At 71.6% G+C, this 17039-nt stretch carries 17 protein-coding genes; 5 read left to right on the forward strand and 12 right to left on the reverse strand.

Annotated features, from left to right (window positions below; genetic code table 11):
• Positions 1 to 55: 55 nt before the first annotated feature.
• The 10 genes from AC1RAA_RS01455 to AC1RAA_RS01500 form a co-directional block, all read right to left on the reverse strand.
• Positions 56 to 1075: an AraC family transcriptional regulator gene (locus AC1RAA_RS01455; protein WP_492726107.1), complete on the reverse strand. Its 1020-nt coding sequence runs from the start codon at positions 1073 to 1075 to the stop codon at positions 56 to 58.
• 50 nt (positions 1076 to 1125) lie between these two features.
• Entirely contained in the window at positions 1126 to 2313 is a 1188-nt protein-coding gene (locus tag AC1RAA_RS01460) for a serine hydrolase domain-containing protein (RefSeq protein ID WP_492726109.1), read from the reverse strand.
• A gap of 195 nt (positions 2314 to 2508) precedes the next feature.
• Complete coding sequence (locus AC1RAA_RS01465; RefSeq protein WP_062481866.1) at positions 2509 to 2829, reverse strand: chaperone modulator CbpM; 321 nt, start codon at positions 2827 to 2829, stop codon at positions 2509 to 2511.
• A gap of 2 nt (positions 2830 to 2831) precedes the next feature.
• Positions 2832 to 3794 carry a DnaJ C-terminal domain-containing protein gene (locus tag AC1RAA_RS01470; RefSeq protein ID WP_159277348.1) on the reverse strand — a complete coding sequence of 321 codons (963 nt, stop codon included), beginning with the start codon at positions 3792 to 3794 and terminating at the stop codon, positions 2832 to 2834.
• 51 nt (positions 3795 to 3845) lie between these two features.
• Complete coding sequence (locus tag AC1RAA_RS01475) at positions 3846 to 4499, reverse strand: histidine phosphatase family protein (RefSeq protein ID WP_492726112.1); 654 nt, start codon at positions 4497 to 4499, stop codon at positions 3846 to 3848.
• A gap of 3 nt (positions 4500 to 4502) precedes the next feature.
• Positions 4503 to 6899 carry a penicillin acylase family protein gene (locus tag AC1RAA_RS01480; protein WP_492726114.1) on the reverse strand — a complete coding sequence of 799 codons (2397 nt, stop codon included), beginning with the start codon at positions 6897 to 6899 and terminating at the stop codon, positions 4503 to 4505.
• A 102-nt stretch (positions 6900 to 7001) separates the two neighbouring features.
• Positions 7002 to 7583 carry a glutathione S-transferase family protein gene (locus AC1RAA_RS01485; protein ID WP_095744927.1) on the reverse strand — a complete coding sequence of 194 codons (582 nt, stop codon included), beginning with the start codon at positions 7581 to 7583 and terminating at the stop codon, positions 7002 to 7004.
• Positions 7584 to 7623: 40 nt separating this feature from the next.
• Positions 7624 to 8262, reverse strand: a complete 639-nt coding sequence (locus tag AC1RAA_RS01490) for a CDP-alcohol phosphatidyltransferase family protein (protein WP_062475593.1) — start codon at positions 8260 to 8262, stop codon at positions 7624 to 7626.
• Positions 8263 to 8361: 99 nt separating this feature from the next.
• On the reverse strand, positions 8362 to 9120 hold the full coding sequence (locus tag AC1RAA_RS01495; protein WP_492726116.1) for a glutamine amidotransferase: 759 nt from the start codon (positions 9118 to 9120) through the stop codon (positions 8362 to 8364).
• Positions 9121 to 9142: 22 nt separating this feature from the next.
• A complete protein-coding gene (locus tag AC1RAA_RS01500) occupies positions 9143 to 10045 on the reverse strand; it encodes a LysR family transcriptional regulator (protein WP_354347703.1) in 903 nt (300 codons plus the stop codon).
• 144 nt (positions 10046 to 10189) lie between these two features.
• Between AC1RAA_RS01500 and AC1RAA_RS01505 the strand changes: the two genes are divergently transcribed.
• The 4 genes from AC1RAA_RS01505 (at position 10190) to AC1RAA_RS01520 (ending at position 15005) form a co-directional block, all read left to right on the forward strand.
• On the forward strand, positions 10190 to 11344 hold the full coding sequence (locus AC1RAA_RS01505; protein WP_492726118.1) for a CaiB/BaiF CoA transferase family protein: 1155 nt from the start codon (positions 10190 to 10192) through the stop codon (positions 11342 to 11344).
• A 52-nt stretch (positions 11345 to 11396) separates the two neighbouring features.
• Positions 11397 to 12365: a Bug family tripartite tricarboxylate transporter substrate binding protein gene (locus AC1RAA_RS01510; RefSeq protein WP_492726119.1), complete on the forward strand. Its 969-nt coding sequence runs from the start codon at positions 11397 to 11399 to the stop codon at positions 12363 to 12365.
• Positions 12366 to 12373: 8 nt separating this feature from the next.
• Positions 12374 to 14182, forward strand: coding sequence for an acyclic terpene utilization AtuA family protein (locus AC1RAA_RS01515; protein WP_492726121.1), 1809 nt, complete (start codon positions 12374 to 12376; stop codon positions 14180 to 14182).
• A gap of 199 nt (positions 14183 to 14381) precedes the next feature.
• A complete protein-coding gene (locus tag AC1RAA_RS01520; protein ID WP_492726123.1) occupies positions 14382 to 15005 on the forward strand; it encodes a hypothetical protein in 624 nt (207 codons plus the stop codon).
• Positions 15006 to 15021: 16 nt separating this feature from the next.
• Here AC1RAA_RS01520 and AC1RAA_RS01525 read toward each other — a convergent pair whose 3' ends face one another.
• Positions 15022 to 15567: an SRPBCC family protein gene (locus AC1RAA_RS01525; protein WP_492726125.1), complete on the reverse strand. Its 546-nt coding sequence runs from the start codon at positions 15565 to 15567 to the stop codon at positions 15022 to 15024.
• Between the two features lie 40 nt (positions 15568 to 15607).
• Positions 15608 to 15967, reverse strand: coding sequence for an ArsR/SmtB family transcription factor (locus AC1RAA_RS01530; RefSeq protein ID WP_492726127.1), 360 nt, complete (start codon positions 15965 to 15967; stop codon positions 15608 to 15610).
• Positions 15968 to 16142: 175 nt separating this feature from the next.
• On the opposite strand from AC1RAA_RS01530, the gene bla reads away from it, so the two are divergent.
• Positions 16143 to 17030 (forward strand): class A beta-lactamase, encoded by an 888-nt coding sequence (gene bla, locus AC1RAA_RS01535; protein ID WP_354347697.1) that lies wholly within the window; start codon positions 16143 to 16145, stop codon positions 17028 to 17030.
• Positions 17031 to 17039 lie beyond the last annotated feature (9 nt).

Raw genomic sequence — 17039 nt, forward strand, 5'->3', positions numbered from 1 at the left:
CCCGCTGGAATTGTGGGAGCGCCAACGCGCCCCAAGCTGAAGATCAGATGAAGGCTTAGCCGGTCTTGCGCGCGCGCAGCGTGGCCGAGGGCAGCTCGCCGAAGCGCTGCTGGTAGGCCGCGGCGAACAGGCCGAAGTTGGCGTAGCCCCATGCCTGCGCCACCGAACGCACCGTTGCGCCGGCGTCGGCCATCAGCAGTTCGGCGCGCACGCCCTGCAGGCGCTGTTCGCGCAGCGCGCGCATCGGCGTGGCCTGGCGGTATTCGCGAAAGGCGCTGTTCAGCGTGCGCACGCTGACGCCCGCCACGCTCGCCAGTTCGCCGAGCGTGGGCGCGTGCTGTGCGTGCTCGCGGATGTGGCGCTCGGCCGCCAGCACATGCCGCGGCGCCATGCGGTGCTGCACGGCCTCGGCGGGGTGCTCCAGCTGCGCGCGCCACTGGGTCAGCACGTGCACGCCGATCATCTCCTCGAGGTGCCGTCCCAGCGGGCCGGTGTCGACCGCCTCGGGCAGCTCGGTCACGCAGCGGCAGGCATACGACAGCAGCGCGATCCAGCTCGAATGGGCGCCGCCGAACTTGAACTTGCGCGTCCACAGCCGCTCGTCGGCGGGCGCGCCGAACCAGCGCGCGTGCAGCGCGGCCAGCGCATCGTGCGAGAAGCTGAGATTCACCTGCAGGTGGTTGGCGTCGAAGTCCACCCAGTAGTGCGTGCGCGAGGTGTCAACCACGAAGGCGTCGCCCACGCCGGTGTCGGCATAGGCGTTGGCTTCGGACCAGTGGCGGCCCGCGCCGCGCACGGTCGTCAGCACCATGCCGACGCCGCTGTCGGGCGAGAAGTCCTTGATGTTCACCGGAATGCCGTAGTGGAAACGGCTCAGCGTGAAGTGCCCGATGCGCGTGGCGTCGAGCACCGAGTCGGGCGTGCGCGCCCGCCCGATGGGCGTGACGCGGTAGGGCATGTAGATGCGGTCCGACCAGCGCCGGATGTCGTCCCAGTCGTGCGAGGCCACCAGGCGGTGGCGCTCGCTCGGCTGCCCGCGGGCGTCGGTGACCAGCACGTTGCGGATCGCATCCATCGCGCACCTCGGTTCAAGGAGAAGAAGGCGCCGCGCCCGGCGGCAACGGCTCAGCGGTGATGGTAAACCGCAGTCTCGAAAGCCACGAAGCCTGGGTAGCTCGCGCAGTCCTGGAAGGGCAGGATCTGCGTCGCCCAGTAGCCGCCGATGCCGCTCTCGCGGTCGATCCAGAAGAAGCTGTTGGCCAGGCCCGCCCACATCAGCGAGTTCGCGGCGCGGCCCGTGGGCGCGCGCTCGCGGTTGGTCATGAAGGTGTAGGCCCAGCCCTTGTCGGTGCCGGGCAGGAATTCGCCCGTGTTGCTCAGCGCCGGCACCGACGTGCGCCAGCCGCCCACCGACAGGTCCATGGCGGCCAGGCCGTCCTGCGCCATGCGCTGCACCGTGTCGGCCTTCAGCACGCGCCCGTGCGGCCCGGCGCCGTCGTTCAGCACCATGCGGATGAACTTCATGTACTCGCCCACGGTGGCGTAGAGACCGTGGCCGCCCATGTCCATCGGCGGCGGCTCGGGCAGCACCAGCTCGGGCAGCGGCGTGAGCCGGCCGTCGGCGGCACGGTCGTGGATGGTCACGCGGCGCACCTTCATCGACTCGGACATGCCGAAGCCGATGTCCTGCATGCCCAGCGGCTCGAAGACGCGCTCCTTCATCACCTCGCCCAGGCGCTTGCCGCGCTGCTGCTCGACGATGCGGCCCAGCCAGTCGATGTTGGCGCCGTAGGTCCAGGCCGCGCCCGGCTCGTGCAGCAGCACGGTGCGGATCGATTCGAAGCTGCCCGACACCACCGTGGGAATGTTCAGCGCGGCGCGGTACTTCAGGTCGTCTTCGCTGAAGAACTCGTAGCCCAGGCCCGAGGTGTGCAGCATCAGGTCGTTGACCGTGATGCGCCGGCGCGGCGCGCGCGTGCGCGGCCGGCCGTCGGCGTCGAAGCCGTCGAGCACCTGCAGTTCGTCGATCTCGGGCACGTAGGCGCCGGCCGGGTCGGTGAGCGAAATCTTGCCTTCCTCGACCAGCTGCATCACGCAGGTGCCCGTGATCGCCTTGGTGGTCGAGAAGATGGCGAACACGCTGTCGGTGGCCATCGGCCGGTCGAGCCCGAGTTCGCGCGTGCCGGCGGCGCCTTCGTAGAAATTGCCCGTGCGGTCGGTCGCCATCGCGACGACGCCGGGGGCACCGCCGTGGCGGTGAACGGTCTGGTGCAGCGTTGCGTCGAGCGCGGTCTTCAGCCTGTGCGAGGTCATGCCTTCTTGTCTCCTGTGTGAGGAGGCCGGGCGGTGTGTGAAGGGGTGCCTGCGCGCCGGCCTGCCATGCGAAATTCCGCAGGCAGCGGCAATCTAGGGCCGCGGGCTCACCGATCCTGTTCGCAAATGGCGGGCGGCTGTGCGGATCTGGCAGTCATTGCATGCGCGCGACCCGCGACGCGCGCGCGGCGCCTTTCAGCCCACGCCGTGCGCCTGCAGCACCGCCTTCAGCCGCCGCACCTCGTGCTGCAGGTCGAGGATCAGCGCGGCGGCGTCCAGGTTCACGCCGAAGTCGCGTTCGAGCCGGCGCGCTTCGAGCGCGTGCTGCAGGTCGGTGCTGGAAAACTCCCAGCGCTCGGGCGGTGCGTCGGTCGTGGTGACCTGCACGATGCCCACTTCGACCAATTGCACGACCCAGGCGGTGTCGGCGCCGCAGGCGTGCGCCAGTTCGTTCGCGGCCAGCGGGTGCGAGACGCCGATGGCCGTGGTGGTGGTCACGGAAGAAAAGTTCGCCATGCTCAGACTCCCAGGTGCTGGCGGGGGTTGAACGAGGAGGTCGCCTGCGCGAGTTGTGCGTAGGCGTTGCGCGCGGCCTCGCTGTCGGCGGGCGGCAGCGCGATCTCGAGCAGCAGGTACAGGTCGCCGGGCGTCTTGCCCGCGAAGCCCCGACCCTTGAGCCGCAGCTTCATGCCGCCGCGTGCGTTGGGCGGCACGGTGACCTCGACCACGCCGCCGGTGGGCGTGGGCACCTGCACTTGCGCGCCCAGCGCGGCTTCGGCCGGCGTGACGGGCAGCGTCATGTACAGGTCGCGCTCTTCCACGCGGTACAGCTTGTGCGGCGCGATGCGCACCTCGAGGTACAGGTCGCCGGCCGGCTCGCCGCCGTGGCCGGGCATGCCCTGGCCCGCGAGGCGGATGAACTGGCCGGGGTGCACGCCGGGCGGGATCTTCACGGCGAGCGTGCGGTTCTCCCACTGCGGGTGGCCCTGCGCATCGAGCGACTGGGCGCGCAGTGTGAGCTCGCGCTCGGCGCCGTTCAGCGCGTCTTCGAGCGTGATCTCGATGGCCGCGTGGTGGTCTTCGCCGCGCGCGCGGTAGTTCTGGCGCGTGGCGCCGCGCCGCTCGGCGTCGCCGAACATCGACGAGAAGAACTCGCTGAAATCGGCGTGGTCGGCCGGGCCCTGGCGCGGGCCGCGGTGAAACTCGTAGCCGGTGTCCCAGCCGGGCGGCGGCTCGAAGCTGCCGTCGGGGCGGCCGCCGCGCGCGACACGGTCGGCCAGCGCGTCGTAGGCGGCGCGCTTGTCCTTGTCGCCGAGCACGTCCTTGGCCTCGTTGATGTCGCGCATGCGCTGCTCGGCGTCGGGCTCCTTGCTGACGTCGGGGTGGTACTTGCGGGCGAGCTTGCGGTAGGCCTTGCGCACCTCGTCGTCGGACGCGGTGCGTTCGACGCCCAGTGCGCTGTAGTAGTCCTTGAATTCCATGGTGGGTGGTGATTCCTTTCAGGACGGCGTACAGATCAACCGGGAGCCAGGTCAGGCCAGGGCTGCTCCGCCGTCGGCTTGCCGCTGTTGCAGCGGCGTCACGGCCCATGTGGGGCCGGCACGTGTGAAGCGCAAGGGTTGCGCGTTGCCGAAGATGCTCGCATCGACCGCCACGCCCAGCAGCGCGGCCAGCGCGTAGAGCGTGCCGCCGTGCGCCACCACCAGCACCGGCGCGGGCTGCGCGGCGAGCGCGGCGGCCAGCGCTTGGCGCTTGCGGTCGACGAACTGCGCCAGCGTCTCGCCGCCCTCGGGCTCGCAGGCCCAGTCGATGTGGGCCGACGAGGTGCCGATGAGCGCGCCGAAGTTGCGCTCGCGCAGGTTCTCGTGCGCGCTGGGCACGAGGCCCAGGGCGCGCGCCACGGTGTGGGCGGTGTCGAAGGCGCGGCGCGCGTCGCTGCACACGATGGCGCCGATCGGCTCGCCGGCCAGCAGCTCGGCCGCCTGCACCGCCTGCTGCTCGCCGAGCGCACTCAGGGGCTCGTCGGGCGCCTGGAAGACGCGCAGCGCGTTGCGCCCGGTCTGGCCGTGGCGCAGGAAGTAGAAGTGGTCGCAGGCCGGGGCGAGCGGCTGCTCGGCGGCCAGGCGGTTCAGCAGGTCGATGCCTGTGGCGGCGTGGGCGGGAAAGGGGACGGTGGTCGAGGACATGGTTCAGTACGCCAGCTGCAGCGGCTTGCCTTCGCGCTGCGCCTGCACGTCGGCCGGGTGGAAGGGCAGCGGGTGCCACTGCTTGGCCGCGAACAGCGGCAGCTGGTCGTAGGCGCGCGGCGAGGCCGAGTCGCTGCTCTGGCCGTAGGTGAGCAGGCCTTGCGCCACGGGGCCGCGCGCGTCGAAGGTCACGACCTGCATGTAGCTGCTGCCGTAGTTGATGGCGTAGCCCTTCGGGTCGATCAGCGGCTGGCCCTGCGATTCGAGCTTGTTGAGCACGCCTTCGAACTCGTCGCCGCCGGGCAGCGCGATCTTCTGGCCGCGCACGGTGCGCGACTGCGGCACGCCCAGCGCCACGTCGGCCGCGAAGCCGGCGGTGCGCACGGTGCCGACCGCGTCGCCCAGCGCCTTGAACACCGCCTCGCGCGTGGCGGGCGTGGCCATGTCCAGGCCGGTGGGCGTGGTCACGGGCTGCGCCGGGTCGAAGGGCACGCGCCAGACCTTCGGCAGGTCCTTGGCCTTGCGCCAGAACTCGCGGAACAGCGCCGCGCCCTTCGACTCGGCGTTGCTGGTGCGGTCCCAGGCGGAAAGCACGCGGCAGCCCAGGGCCTGGTCGGTGCTCAGCGCGGCGCCAGTGGCGGTGCATGCGGCCTTCAGGTCGTCCATCACCAGCATGCCGGCGAGGTTCTTGTCGCGGAAGATCACGCTGCGCAGCTCGGCCGCGCCCATGCGGTTGCCCGGCAGGCCGTCGGTGCCCGCGAGGCGGCCTTCGATTTCCATGATGCCGCTGCGCGTGCGCAGCCGCTGCGGCACGCCGACGGGGCCGACCAGCGGCGACACGCCGGCCATCGGCGGCACGCGCGGGTTGCTGAGCCAGAAGCTGTCGTTGCTGTTCTGCACCCAATCCGGCGTGACGACGACGGGCATGCGGGCCGGCGCGATGATGCCCGGCGCGGCGGCGCTGGGATCGCGGTGCCAGGCGCAGGCGCTGCGCGAGCCGTCGAGCACGGGCAGGCCGGCCGCGTTGAGCAGCGCGGCGGCGGCCGGCGAGGGGGCGCAGGCCTTGAGCATCTCGGCCGACACGTCGGGCACCACCGACAGGTCGGCGTACATCGCGTTGCCCTCGCGGTCGGCCGCCAGGGTGTTGATCCACGGGATGCCCTGGTTGCCCATGGCGGCGCGCAGCTCGGCGACGCTGCGGGCCCGGCCCATCTTCATCCAGCTCTCGGCCGAGCGCACGTTGAGCGTGTTGGCGTCGCGGATCGCGTAGGCCTTCTGGGCGGTCCAGCCCAGGCCGGCGCGCGGCAGCGAGACCACGGGGCCCCAGTCGGTCGCGTAGAAGGTGTGCTGCACGGGCGCTCCACCGGCCGTGGCGGCGGCCGGCAGTGCGACGGTGCGCGCGACCATCTTCTTCGGCTGGCCGTCGACCCAGTACACGGTCGGGTCGTTGGGGTCGAGCTTGAGTTCGTACAGCGTGAAGCGCTTGCCGGTCGACACGGTGTGGGTCCAGGCCACGTCCTTGTTGAAGCCGATCGACACCACCGGGCTCAGGCCGCCGGTGGCGCCCATCACGTCGAGCTGGCCGGGGATGGTCAGGTGCATCTGCCAGAAGCGGTTGGTGCCGTTCCAGGGGAAGTGCGGGTTGCCCAGCAGCAGGCCCTTGCCGTCGGGCGTGGCGTTGCGCCCGAAGGCCCAGCCGTTGGAGCCCAGCTCGCCGCCTTCGGGGTTGGCGTTGAAGCTGTGGCGGCCGATCTCGGCCACCGCCTGCTCGAGCGCGACCGGCGCCGCACCGGTCTTGACGCCCGGGGCCGGCGGCACGGCGGCCAGCACCGCGCCGGCCAGCGCGCCCAGGCCGCCCTGGATCATCGATTGCTCGGTGGCGCGCGCCAGGTCGGCGGCCGTCATCGGGCGCACCCAGGGCTTGCCGCGGCAGGCTTCGGGCAGGCCATTGGGGCCCGCATCCTGCAGGTAGCGGTTGTAGCCCGCCACGTAGCCGCGCAGCGCGGCCTTCACCTCGTCGTTGGTGGTGGCCGCCGCGCGGGCCAGCGCCGCGTCGTCCATGTGGTAGCGCACGAACAGGTCGATCTGCGCGTTGGGCATGCGGCCCAGGCCGAAGTCGCCGGTGTTCTGCGCCCCGAGGAACTGCGCGCGGTCGCCGCGCAGCGTCAGCAGGTGCTCGGCGGTCTGGCAGACGTTGTCCTGCGCATGCGCGTAGGCGGTACCGTAGGCCAGGCCTTCGTAGTCGGGCGCCGTGATGTGCGCGATGCCGAAGGTGGTGCGCTCGATGCTCACGCTGCGGCTGCCGGGCGGCGGCGTGCTGGCACAGGCCCCGAGCAGGGCGACCAGGCCCAGGGAGAGGGCCGTCAACGAGAACCGGGAGCGCGAGGTGTTCGAAGTCATGGGGCGGGCGTGAGGTGGGGAAAGGGTCGAAAAAGAGGGACCGATTAGAGGATGAACCTCCGCCGCGCACTGTCGCCAGCGCGGCACGCCTTGCCGCTTACTTCAACCGAACTTCATGCCTTTGGGCCGCGCCTGCAACCGGTGGATGTAGGCGTCGAGCTTGGGCCGGTTGGTGCGCCCGCCGAAGGCGCGGTGCCAGATGAGCATCGAGCCGATCATCACGTCGGCGGCCGTGAACTGGGCGCCGAACAGGTAGGGGCCGTCGCCGAGTTCGCGTTCGACGGCGTCCTTGGCCTGCTCGAAATCGGTCCAGCCGCGCGCGCTGTTGTTGCTCTTGATCTTCAGCAGGCTGTCGCCCATCGAGGGCTCGAGCTGCGCGGTCGAATAGACCATGAGCGACAGGTAGCGCCCGCGCTCGGGCGTGCCCACGGCCGGTGCCAGGCGCTTGCCGGGGTACTTCTCGGCGATGTACATGCAGATGGCCGCGTTCTCGAAGATGCGCGTGCGGCCGTCGACCAGCGCGGGCAGCTTGCCGGCCGGGTTGATCTTCAGGAACTCGGGGCGCTTGTGGGCACCCTCCCGGATGAGGGTGGGCACGATCTCGTAGTCGACCTCGGCCTCGTCGAGCATCCACTTGGCGACCTGCGCACGGCTGCGCGGGTCGAAATACAGCTTCATCGCCATGCGGGGTCCCCTTTGTCAGGTGGGTGAGATGGGCGGGTTGTCAGAACTTGGGAATGCGCAGGGTCTTGCTGATCATCAGCGTGCCCGAGAGCGCGAACAGCAGCACCAGCGGGTGCAGCTGCCAGGGGCCGAGCGTCCAGGCGCCGCCCCACACGTTGGCGCCGAGGGCGCCCTTCGACGCCGCGTAGGCCAGCACGCCCACCAGCACCACGCTGGTCGGGATCGGCGTGCCTTCGAAGTACTTCACCTTGTCGGCGCCGGCCGAGAGGGCTTCGGCCGTCACGTTGTAGCGCGCGAGCCGGCTCACGCCGCAGCCCACGAAATAGATCAGCACCGCGCAGTCCCAGCCGCCGTCCAGGCCGGCGGCGAAGCCGAGCGCGGCGGGCAGCACGCCGAAGGAGATCACGTCGGCCAGCGAGTCGAGTTCGCGCCCGAGCGCCGACTGGGTCTGGCGCCAGCGCGCGATGCGGCCGTCGAGCACGTCGAAGATGAAGGCGGCCGGGGCGAGCGCCGCGGCCCAGTAGAAGTGGGCGAGCGACTGGCTGCGCATGAAGGCCATCGCGAAGAACACCGCCCCGACGCCGCAGGCCGCGTTGCCGAGCGTGAACACATCGGCCAGGTGAAAGCCGCGGATCATCGAGAAGTGCTTGCGGGCCGGCGGGGACGAAGGCGTGGTCATGAGGCGGGGAAAGCTGCGAAAGGAACCGCACCTTAACCCAAGCGGGGCCCGCTTTTTGTAGTCGCGCGCCGACGCCCCGTCGGCGCCCCGTCGGCGCCCTCAGGCGGCTGGCTGCGCCTTGGCCTCGACGATGCGCGCGAAGCGCCCGAGCAGCCCCGCCGCCGCGTCGGTGGGGCGCACGCCTTCGCGCAGCGCCGCGGCGTCGAGCCCGTCCGCGGCGAGGTCGCGGGCCAGCAGCTCGATGTAGCCGCCCATGGTCTTGGCGTCGAACTCGGGGTGGAACTGCAGGCCCCAGGCCTGCGCGCCCACGCGGAAGGCGTGCACGGGTTCGTGCGCGCTGTGGGCCAGCTTCACCGCGCCCTCGGGCAGGCGCAGCGCGCTCTGCCAGTGGATCGCCTGTGCCGGGAACTGCGCGGGCAGGTCGCCCAGCAGCGCGTCGCCGGCGGCAGCTGCGTCGAGCGTGACGGTGACCGTGCCGACCTCGGGCCCTTGCGGGTGGTGGCCGGCCTCGCCGCCGAGCGCGTGCGCCAGCAACTGGTGGCCGTAGCAGATGCCGAGCACGGGCGTGTCGCGCGCGACCAGTTCGGCGAGCCAGGCGGCGGTGGTTTCGCTCCAGGGTTCGCGGTGCGACACCATCGCGTGCGAGCCGGTGACGACCACGCCCGCGACCTGGCCGGGCGCGGGCAGCGTGTCGCCGCGACGCGGGTCGACCACCACGAGGGGCAGGGTCTGCGTGCCGAGGCCGTCGGCGATCCAGTGCTCGAAGTCGCCGCGGCCTTCGCGCAGCGCGTCATGGGTGTCACCGACCTTGACGATGACCAGGGGATACGGGGGCGTGCTGTGCATGGCGTCGATCATGCCGCAGCGCACCGTGCGCCGGTCAGCTGCGGGACGATTCCCGACGGTGCAGCAGGTCCATGAAGGCGCGGCCCACGGGCGAGGGCGAGCGCCCCGCGCGCGTGACCAGACCGATGGGCCGCGACATCAGCGGGCGCTGCAGCGGCACGGTGGCCAGCTCGTCGTTCTGCGACAGCTGCAGCGCGAGCCGGGGCAGGGCGGTGAGCCCCAGCCCGGCCGCCACCAGCGCGCCCGCCACGGCCACGCTCGGGTATTCGAGCGCGGGCTGCACCTGCAGGCCGCGCTGCAGGAAGGCGGCGTCGGTGATCGGCCGGATGCTGCTCTGGAAGCTGCTCGCAATGAAGGGCCGCGTCGCGAACACCGACCACGACACCGAGGCCCGCGCGGCCAACGGGTCGTCGCGCCGGCACAGCAGCACGAAGGGGTCGTCGCGCAGGTGGCGGTACAGCAGGGGCTCGTGCGCGCCGGGGCGCACGCTGAGGCCGAAGTCGGCGCGGCCTTCGTCCACCGCGGCGCGCACCGCCTCGGCCGGCCCTTCGATCAGCGAGAACTGCACCTGCGGATGCTGCTGGCGGAACTCGGCAATGGCGCCGGGCAGCAGCGCCACGCCGGTCGAGGGCAGCGCCGCGATGGTGAGGTGGCCGCTGCGGCCTTCGAGGAATTGCGACAGCTCGCTGAACGAGCTGTTGAAGTTCTCCAGGATGCGCAGCGCAATCGGCAGCAGCTCGCGCCCCGCCGGCGTGAGCTCGACGTGCCGCGTGTCGCGGTCGAACAGGCGCGCGCCCACCAGGTCTTCGACGATGCGCACCGTGCGGCTCAGCGCCGGCTGCGACACATGCAGCGCCTGCGCGGCGGCGCGGAAGTTGGTGGTCTTCGCGACTTCGACGAAGGCCTCGAGCTGCTGCAGCGTGATGTCGACTCGCACGGACGCGGCTCCCTCGGGGCGGCTGTGGATTGATCCATCCAAGTTATCACAGATATAGGAATATTGTTCTTCACAGATCAATGCGCGGCGCCGAGACTGGCGCATTCGATACACGGAGACAAGGGGCCCACGCGCCCCCGTGACATGGACACCAAAATTCTGGAAGGCATCCGGGTGCTCGAGCTCGGACAGGTGCTGGCGGGGCCCTTCGCGGGCGCGATCCTGGCGGACCTCGGCGCCGACGTCGTGAAGCTCGAGCGCGTCGAGGGCGGCGACGACGCGCGCCACATGGGCCCGGCGTTTCGCCACGGCGACGCGCTCAACTTCCACGTCTTCAACCGCGGCAAGCGCTCGGTCGCCATCGACCTGAAGAGCGAAGAGGGCATGGCCGCCTTCGAGACCCTGGCGGCCGGCGCCGACATCCTCATCCACAACCTGCGCCCGGGCGTCACGCAGTCGATGGGCATCGACGGCCCGTCGCTGTGTGCGCGCCATCCGCGGCTCATCTACTGCGAGATCTCGGCCTTCGGCCACACCGGCCCGCTGCGCATGCAGCCGGGCTACGAGCCGCTGATCCAGGCCTTCAGCGGGCTGTCGAGCATCAACGGCGGGCCCGACGACCCGCCCATGCGCACCGGCGCCTCGGTCTGCGACCAGGGCACCGGCATGTGGGCCGTGATCGGCGCGCTGGCGCTGCTGCAGCGGCGCCACCTCACGGGCCGGGGCGGCGTGGTGAGCACCTCGCTGCTGGAGACCGCGCTGGTCTGGACCGGCCAGAAGGCCGACGCCTACGTCAACGAAGGCCGGCTGCCCGAGCGCCACCGCTCGGGCCATCCGGGCTTTGTGCCCTACGAGTCTTTCGATACCGCCGATGCGCCGCTTCTGATCTGCTGCGGCAACGACCGGCTCTTCGCCAAGTTCGCGCATGAACTCGGGCGCGACGGCTGGACCACCGACGCGCGCTTTGCCGGCAACCGCCAGCGGCTGCAGCACAAGGCGGCGTTGTTCGACGAGATCGGCCCGCTGCTGCGCGCGCGCACCCGCGCCGACTGGATGGCGCGCTTCACCGCCGCCGGCGTGCCCTGCGCGCCGGTGCACACCGTGCCCGAGGCCGTCGCGCATCGGCAGGTCGAGGCGCTGGGCATGCTGCAGGCCGTGCCGGGCGAGGACTTCCGCCTCACGGCGCTGCCGATGTCCATCGACGGCGTGCGGCCCGCGCACCGCGCGGTCGCGCCCCGGCTGGGCGAGCACAACGCGGCGCTCGGCGCGCCGCCGGTGCCGCCGCGCGACGGCGCCTGAGCGGCCGCACCTTTTCCCTTCTTAAAACTACATCCCACCGGAGACATCACCCATGCGCACTTCCATCTTCCGCCTCGGCGCGGTCCTGGCCTTCGCGGTCGCGGCGGCGGCACCTGCCCAGGCGCAGGACTACCCCGCCAAGCCGCTCACCGTCGTCGTGCCCTTCGCGGCCGGCAGCGGCACCGACCAGCAGGCGCGCAGCATCGCGCAGGCCCTGACCACCGAGTACAAGGTGCCGGTGATCGTGGAGAACCGCGCCGGCGCCAGCGGCTTCCTGGCCGCGCAGTACGTCGCCAAGGCCGCGCCCGACGGCTACACGCTGCTCATGACCACCAACACCACGCACGCCGCCAACGAGCACCTGTACAAGAAGCTGCCCTACGACCCGGTGAAGGACTTCACCCCCGTCGCGCTGCTGTCCAAGGGCCACATGCTGCTGCTGGTGGGGGCCGATTCGCCGATCAAGTCGGTGGCCGACCTCGTGGCGGCGGCGAAGAAGTCGCCGGGCAAGCTCAACTTCGGCAGCGGCAGCTCGTCCAGCCGCGTGGCGAGCGAGCTGCTCAAGCAGATGGCCGGCATCGACATGGTGAACGTGCCCTACAAGAGCAACCCGATGGCCATCACCGACCTGCTGGGCGGGCAGGTTGACTTCATGTTCGCCGACGCGCCCACGGCGCTTCCGCACGTCAAGAGCGGCAAGCTGCGCGCGCTGGCCGTGAGCGGCGACAAGCGCCTGGCCGCCGTGCCTGCGCTGCCGACCGTGGCCGAGGCGGGCGTGAAGGGCTACGACATGTCGTACTGGACCGCCGTCTACCTGCCGCCGGGCGCGCCCGCGGCCGTCACGCGCAAGCTCAACGAGATGCTGGTGAAGGTGTCGGCCTCGCCGGCCATCGTCGCCTACCAGGCCATCTCCAGCGGCGAGGCCGCCACCGGCACGCCCGAGGCGCTCGCGAAGTTCCAGGCCGCCGAGTCGCAGAAGTGGGGCCGCGTGATCCGCGCCGCCGGCATCGACCCCGAATGAGCCGCGCGATGAACAGCCCCCACACGCAGCAGAAGACCGTGTGCATCGGCGGCGCCTCGGGCTTCTGGGGCGACAGCAGCACCGGCGCGCCGCAGCTCGTGGCGCATGGCGGCATCGACTACCTCGTGTTCGACTACCTGGCCGAACTCACGATGTCGCTGCTGGCCGGCGCGAAGCTGAAGAACCCCGACGCCGGCTACGCCACCGACTTCGTCACCACCGCCATGGCCGCCGTGCTGCCCGACGTGATGCGCCAGGGCATCCGCGTGATCGCCAACGCTGGCGGCGTGAACCCGCGCGCCTGCGCCGCCGCGCTCACGCAACTGGCGGCCGGCATGGGGCTCGCGCCGCGCATCGCCGTGGTCATGGGCGACGATGCGCTGCCCCATGCGGAAGCGCTGCGCGCGCAGGGCATCGGCCACATGGGCACGGGCGCGCCGCTGCCCGAACGCCTCGTGAGCGCCAACGCTTACCTGGGCGCCGTGCCGATCGCGCGGGCGCTCGATGCCGGCGCGCAGATCGTCATCACGGGCCGCTGCGTCGACAGCGCCGTCACGCTCGGCGCGCTGATGCACGAATTCGGCTGGGCCGACGACGACTGGGACCGCCTCGCGGGCGGCAGCCTGGCCGGCCACATCATCGAATGCGGCGCGCAGGCCACCGGCGGGCTGCACACCGACTGGGAGCAGGTGCCCGACTGGGCCCACATCGGCTACCCGGTGGTCGAATGCGCGGCCGACGGCAGCTTCGTCGTCGGCAAGCCGCCCGGCACCGGCGGGCTGGTGAGCCGGGCCACCGTGGGCGAACAACTGCTGTACGAGATCGGCGACCCGGCGGCCTACCTGCTGCCCGACGTGACCTGCGACTTTCGCACCGTGCAGATCGAGGCCGTGGGCACGGACCGGGTGCGCGTCTCGGGGGCGCGCGGACGTGCGCCCTCGGGTCGCTACAAGGTCACGGCCACCTACGCCGCGGGCTACCGCTGCAACGCCGAGCTGCTGATCGTCGGCTTCGACGCCGCCGCCAAGGCGCGGCGCAGCGGCGAGGCGATGCTGCGCCGCACGGGCGACCTGTTCGCGCAGCGCGGCTGGGCCGACTTCTCGGCCACCCACATCGACGTGCTGGGCGCCGAGCAGTGCTACGGCCCGCACGCCACCGCCCAGCCGCCGCGCCAGGCGGTGCTGCGCGTGGCCGTCACGCACGCGGACAAGGCACCGCTCGAACTCTTCGCGCGCGAGATCTCGGCGGCCGGCACCTCGTGGGCGCCCGGCACCACCGGCCTGGGCGGCGGGCGGCCGTCGGTGGCGCTGTCGATCCGGCAGTTTCCGCTGCTGGTGGACAAGGCGCTGTTCACGCCCGTGGTCGAGATGGCGGGCGAGTCGTGGCCCGTGGCCGTGAGGGCGCAGGCGGCGGAGGTCGCTGTGGCCGATGAGGTGGCGCCGCAGGCGGACGCCACCGACCCGGACGCGGACGACGAATGGCTCGAGGTGCCGCTGATCCGCCTGGCCTATGGCCGCAGCGGCGACAAGGGCGACGTCTCGAACATCGGCATCCTCGCGCGCGAGCCGCACTACCTGCCCGTGCTGCGCGAGCAGCTCAGCGCGCAGGCCGTGCGCGCCTACATGTCGCACCTGGTCGAAGGCGAGGTGACGCGTTACGAACTGCCCGGCATCGGCGCCCTCAACTTCGTCTGCGAAGCGGCGCTGGGCGGCGGCGGCATGGCCTCGCTGCGCACCGACCCGCTGGGCAAGAGCATGGCGCAGATCCTGTTGTCGATGCCGGTGCGCATCGCGGCCCGCCGGCTGCGCGCGGCCTGAGCCGACGCGCCGCCGGGCCCGCGTTTTCAGCGCGGGCCCACGCCGTCGCGCATCGCTTTCGGATTCGTCCGATGGCCTGCCGCGGTGGTTTTTCCTAGAGTGCTTCGTTCCCTGAGCGCTGGCCGTTTTCCGGCCGGTCTGCTCTTCCTTCTCTTCGCCAGATGGCTGCCTTTTCTTGTGAAGGCGCTCGAAGCACGCCATGTCCTTGTCCAGATTCCTTTCCTTCCATCCCCGCCTGCGCGCGGGCCGCTGGGTGCTTGCCGCCTCCACGCTGGTCGCGGGCTGCGGCCCCGTCGCCGTCACGCCGTACGTGCCCCTGCCGCCGATGCCGCCGCCTTCCGAGCCGATGAACATGGCCGTGCCCGTCGCGGTATCGGCCACGAACGCGCGCAAGGGGGCGATGTACAGGCCCGCGCCTGCGGTGGTGCCCGAGCTGGCGCAGGTCGTGTTCTTCCGCCGCGCCACGTCCACGCCCAGCACGGGCGCGGCGCATGTGTATGTCGACGGCGAGTTCCACGCCGCGCTGATGCCCAACGGCTTCACGCGCCTGTGCGTGGCGCCGGGCGCGCACTCGCTGGAGGCCTACATCGACGATGCGCCGCTGTACGCGGGCAAGTCGCAACCGAAGACGCAGGCGGTGCTCGAAGGCGGGCAGACGGTGTTCGTGGCCGTGTCGGAAATGGGCGAGGGCGCGCCGGTGCCCCACGGCAGGGTCGCGGCCGAGCGCCTGCTCAAGAGCGCGCGCGAGCAGCGCCAGGTGATCAGCCGCGCAGTCCGCGTGCAGCCCTGCCGCGCGCCTTCGCAGCCCGCCCGCCGGGCCTGACGCGGCCCGACGCCCTTCAGCGGATGTGCGTCGCGTAGGCCGCCTCGGCGGCCTCCAGCTGCGTCCAGAAGCCTTGCGGCGCGCGCCCGTGCAGCACCTCGTCGAGCACGCCCAGGTGCGCGTGCCAGCCGCTGGCCACGCTCAGCGTTTCCTTGCGGTCGGGCAGGCGGCGGTGCGTGAGCACCAGGTGCGTTGTTTGCGCGCCCTGCGGCGACAGTTCGAAGCTGACTTCCGACGCGTCCTCGCGCTCGCTGCCCCAGCTGATGACCAGCAGGGTCGGCGGCTCGATGCGCAGCACGCGCGAGTGCTGCACGTGGGTCTCGCGGTAGGCCGCGAAGCGCTCGGGCGCCACCTCGCCCGACAGCTCGGTGTGCTGGAAGCGCAGTTCGAACACCGCGCCCGGCGCCTGCGCCATGGTGCCGCCGGCCAGCCAGCTGCGGCGCTTCTCGGGGTCGACGAGGTAGGTCCACACGCGGTCGATGGGCGCGGGCAGGGTGCGCTCGATGCGCAGGGTGCCGGGCTCGGTCTGCGTGCCCAGGCTGTGCTTCAGGGTCGTGGTCATGGGTCGGTGCTCCTTGGGTGAATGAGGGGAGAGAAGGCGCTCACGCGCGGCTGTGGCCGTCGTCGTGGGCATCGCGCCGCAGCGCATCCGCCAGCGCGTCCAGGCGGTGGTTCCAGAAGACTTCGTACGCGCGCAGCCAGGCATCGGCCGCGGCGAGCGCCGCCGGTTCCAGCCGGCACACGTGCGCGCGGCCCTGCACGGTGCGCGACACCAGCCCCGCGCGCTCCAGCGTCTTGACGTGCTTGGAGGCGCCCGCGAAGGACATGCGAAACGGCGCGCCCAGCTCGCCCACGCTGCATTCGCCCTGCGCGAGCAGCTGCAGCATGGTGCGCCGCGTGCTGTCGGCCAGGGCGTGGAACACGGCGTCGAGCCGTTCGTCTTCGATTTCAAGTTCAACCATGAAGTTGAATATAGATCGGCCCCGAAGAAAATTCAACCCGAAGGTTGAATGATGAAATGGCGTTACACGTGATACACCCGGGACGCTGTGCGCGCACCGGGCGCTGGAAGCGCGGGGGCTGCGCTCCTACGATGCCTTTCATTCCATCCACTCGCGAAAAGAAAGACACACGCACATGAACCCTCTGATCCAGCGCCGCACCCTGTTGCTCGCCGCCGCCGTGACCCCGCTCGCCGGCGCCTGCAGCGCATGGCCGAAGAAGGGCGCGCAGTCGGACGCCGAAACGCAGCTCGCCGAACTCGAGCGCGCCTGCGGCGGACGCCTGGGCGTGTCGGGCTTCCACACCGGCAGCGGCGCGCGCCTGCAGCACCGCGCGCATGAGCGCTTTCCGCTGTGCAGCACCTTCAAGCTGGTGCTTGCCGCGGCCGTGCTCGAACGCAGCACGACCGACGCCAGCCTGCTCGGGCGCCGCATCAGCGTCGGCAAGGGCGACCTGGTGTCGCACTCGCCGGTCGCCGAGAAGCACCTCGCCACCGGCATGACCGTGAACGAGATGTGCGCCGCCACCATGCAGTACAGCGACAACGCCGCCGCCAACCTGCTGCTGAAGGTGTTGGGCGGGCCGGCCGCCGTCACCGCGTTCGCGCGGCGCATCGGCGACACCACCTTCCGCCTCGACCGCACCGAGCCCGAGCTGAACACCGCCATCCCCGGCGACCCGCGCGACACGACCACGCCTGCGGCCATGTCCGACACCGTGCAGCGGCTCGCGCTGGGCGATGCGCTCGGCGCGCCGCAGCGCGAGCAGATGCGCGAATGGCTGCTCGGCAACACCACCAGCACCGAGCGCTTCCTGGCCGGCGTGCCCAAAGGCTGGCGTGTGGGCGACAAGACCGGCGCGGGCTCGTACGGCAGCACCAACGACGTCGGCGTGCTGTGGCCGCCGTCGGGCGCGCCGCTGGTGTTGTCGGTCTACCTGACCTTCCCCGACAAGGACGCGAAGGGCCGCAACGACGTGGTCGCCTCGGCCACGCGCATCGCCGTCAAGGCCCTGGCAGGCTGAGTCAGCGGC

The sequence above is a fragment of the Variovorax sp. GW823-FHT04F07 genome, assembly GCF_058795995.1.

Bases quoted from the DNA above. Each gene is read 5' to 3' on its own strand.
- AC1RAA_RS01455 (WP_492726107.1), bottom strand. From the start codon at position 1,075: ATGGATGCGATCCGCAACGTGCTGGTCACCGACGCCCGCGGGCAGCCG.
- AC1RAA_RS01460 (WP_492726109.1), bottom strand. From the start codon at position 2,313: ATGACCTCGCACAGGCTGAAGACCGCGCTCGACGCAACGCTGCACCAG.
- AC1RAA_RS01465 (WP_062481866.1), bottom strand. From the start codon at position 2,829: ATGGCGAACTTTTCTTCCGTGACCACCACCACGGCCATCGGCGTCTCG.
- AC1RAA_RS01470 (WP_159277348.1), bottom strand. From the start codon at position 3,794: ATGGAATTCAAGGACTACTACAGCGCACTGGGCGTCGAACGCACCGCG.
- AC1RAA_RS01475 (WP_492726112.1), bottom strand. From the start codon at position 4,499: ATGTCCTCGACCACCGTCCCCTTTCCCGCCCACGCCGCCACAGGCATC.
- AC1RAA_RS01480 (WP_492726114.1), bottom strand. From the start codon at position 6,899: ATGACTTCGAACACCTCGCGCTCCCGGTTCTCGTTGACGGCCCTCTCC.
- AC1RAA_RS01485 (WP_095744927.1), bottom strand. From the start codon at position 7,583: ATGGCGATGAAGCTGTATTTCGACCCGCGCAGCCGTGCGCAGGTCGCC.
- AC1RAA_RS01490 (WP_062475593.1), bottom strand. From the start codon at position 8,262: ATGACCACGCCTTCGTCCCCGCCGGCCCGCAAGCACTTCTCGATGATC.
- AC1RAA_RS01495 (WP_492726116.1), bottom strand. From the start codon at position 9,120: ATGATCGACGCCATGCACAGCACGCCCCCGTATCCCCTGGTCATCGTC.
- AC1RAA_RS01505 (WP_492726118.1), top strand. From the start codon at position 10,190: ATGGACACCAAAATTCTGGAAGGCATCCGGGTGCTCGAGCTCGGACAG.
- AC1RAA_RS01510 (WP_492726119.1), top strand. From the start codon at position 11,397: ATGCGCACTTCCATCTTCCGCCTCGGCGCGGTCCTGGCCTTCGCGGTC.
- AC1RAA_RS01515 (WP_492726121.1), top strand. From the start codon at position 12,374: ATGAACAGCCCCCACACGCAGCAGAAGACCGTGTGCATCGGCGGCGCC.
- AC1RAA_RS01520 (WP_492726123.1), top strand. From the start codon at position 14,382: ATGTCCTTGTCCAGATTCCTTTCCTTCCATCCCCGCCTGCGCGCGGGC.
- AC1RAA_RS01525 (WP_492726125.1), bottom strand. From the start codon at position 15,567: ATGACCACGACCCTGAAGCACAGCCTGGGCACGCAGACCGAGCCCGGC.
- AC1RAA_RS01530 (WP_492726127.1), bottom strand. From the start codon at position 15,967: ATGGTTGAACTTGAAATCGAAGACGAACGGCTCGACGCCGTGTTCCAC.
- bla (WP_354347697.1), top strand. From the start codon at position 16,143: ATGAACCCTCTGATCCAGCGCCGCACCCTGTTGCTCGCCGCCGCCGTG.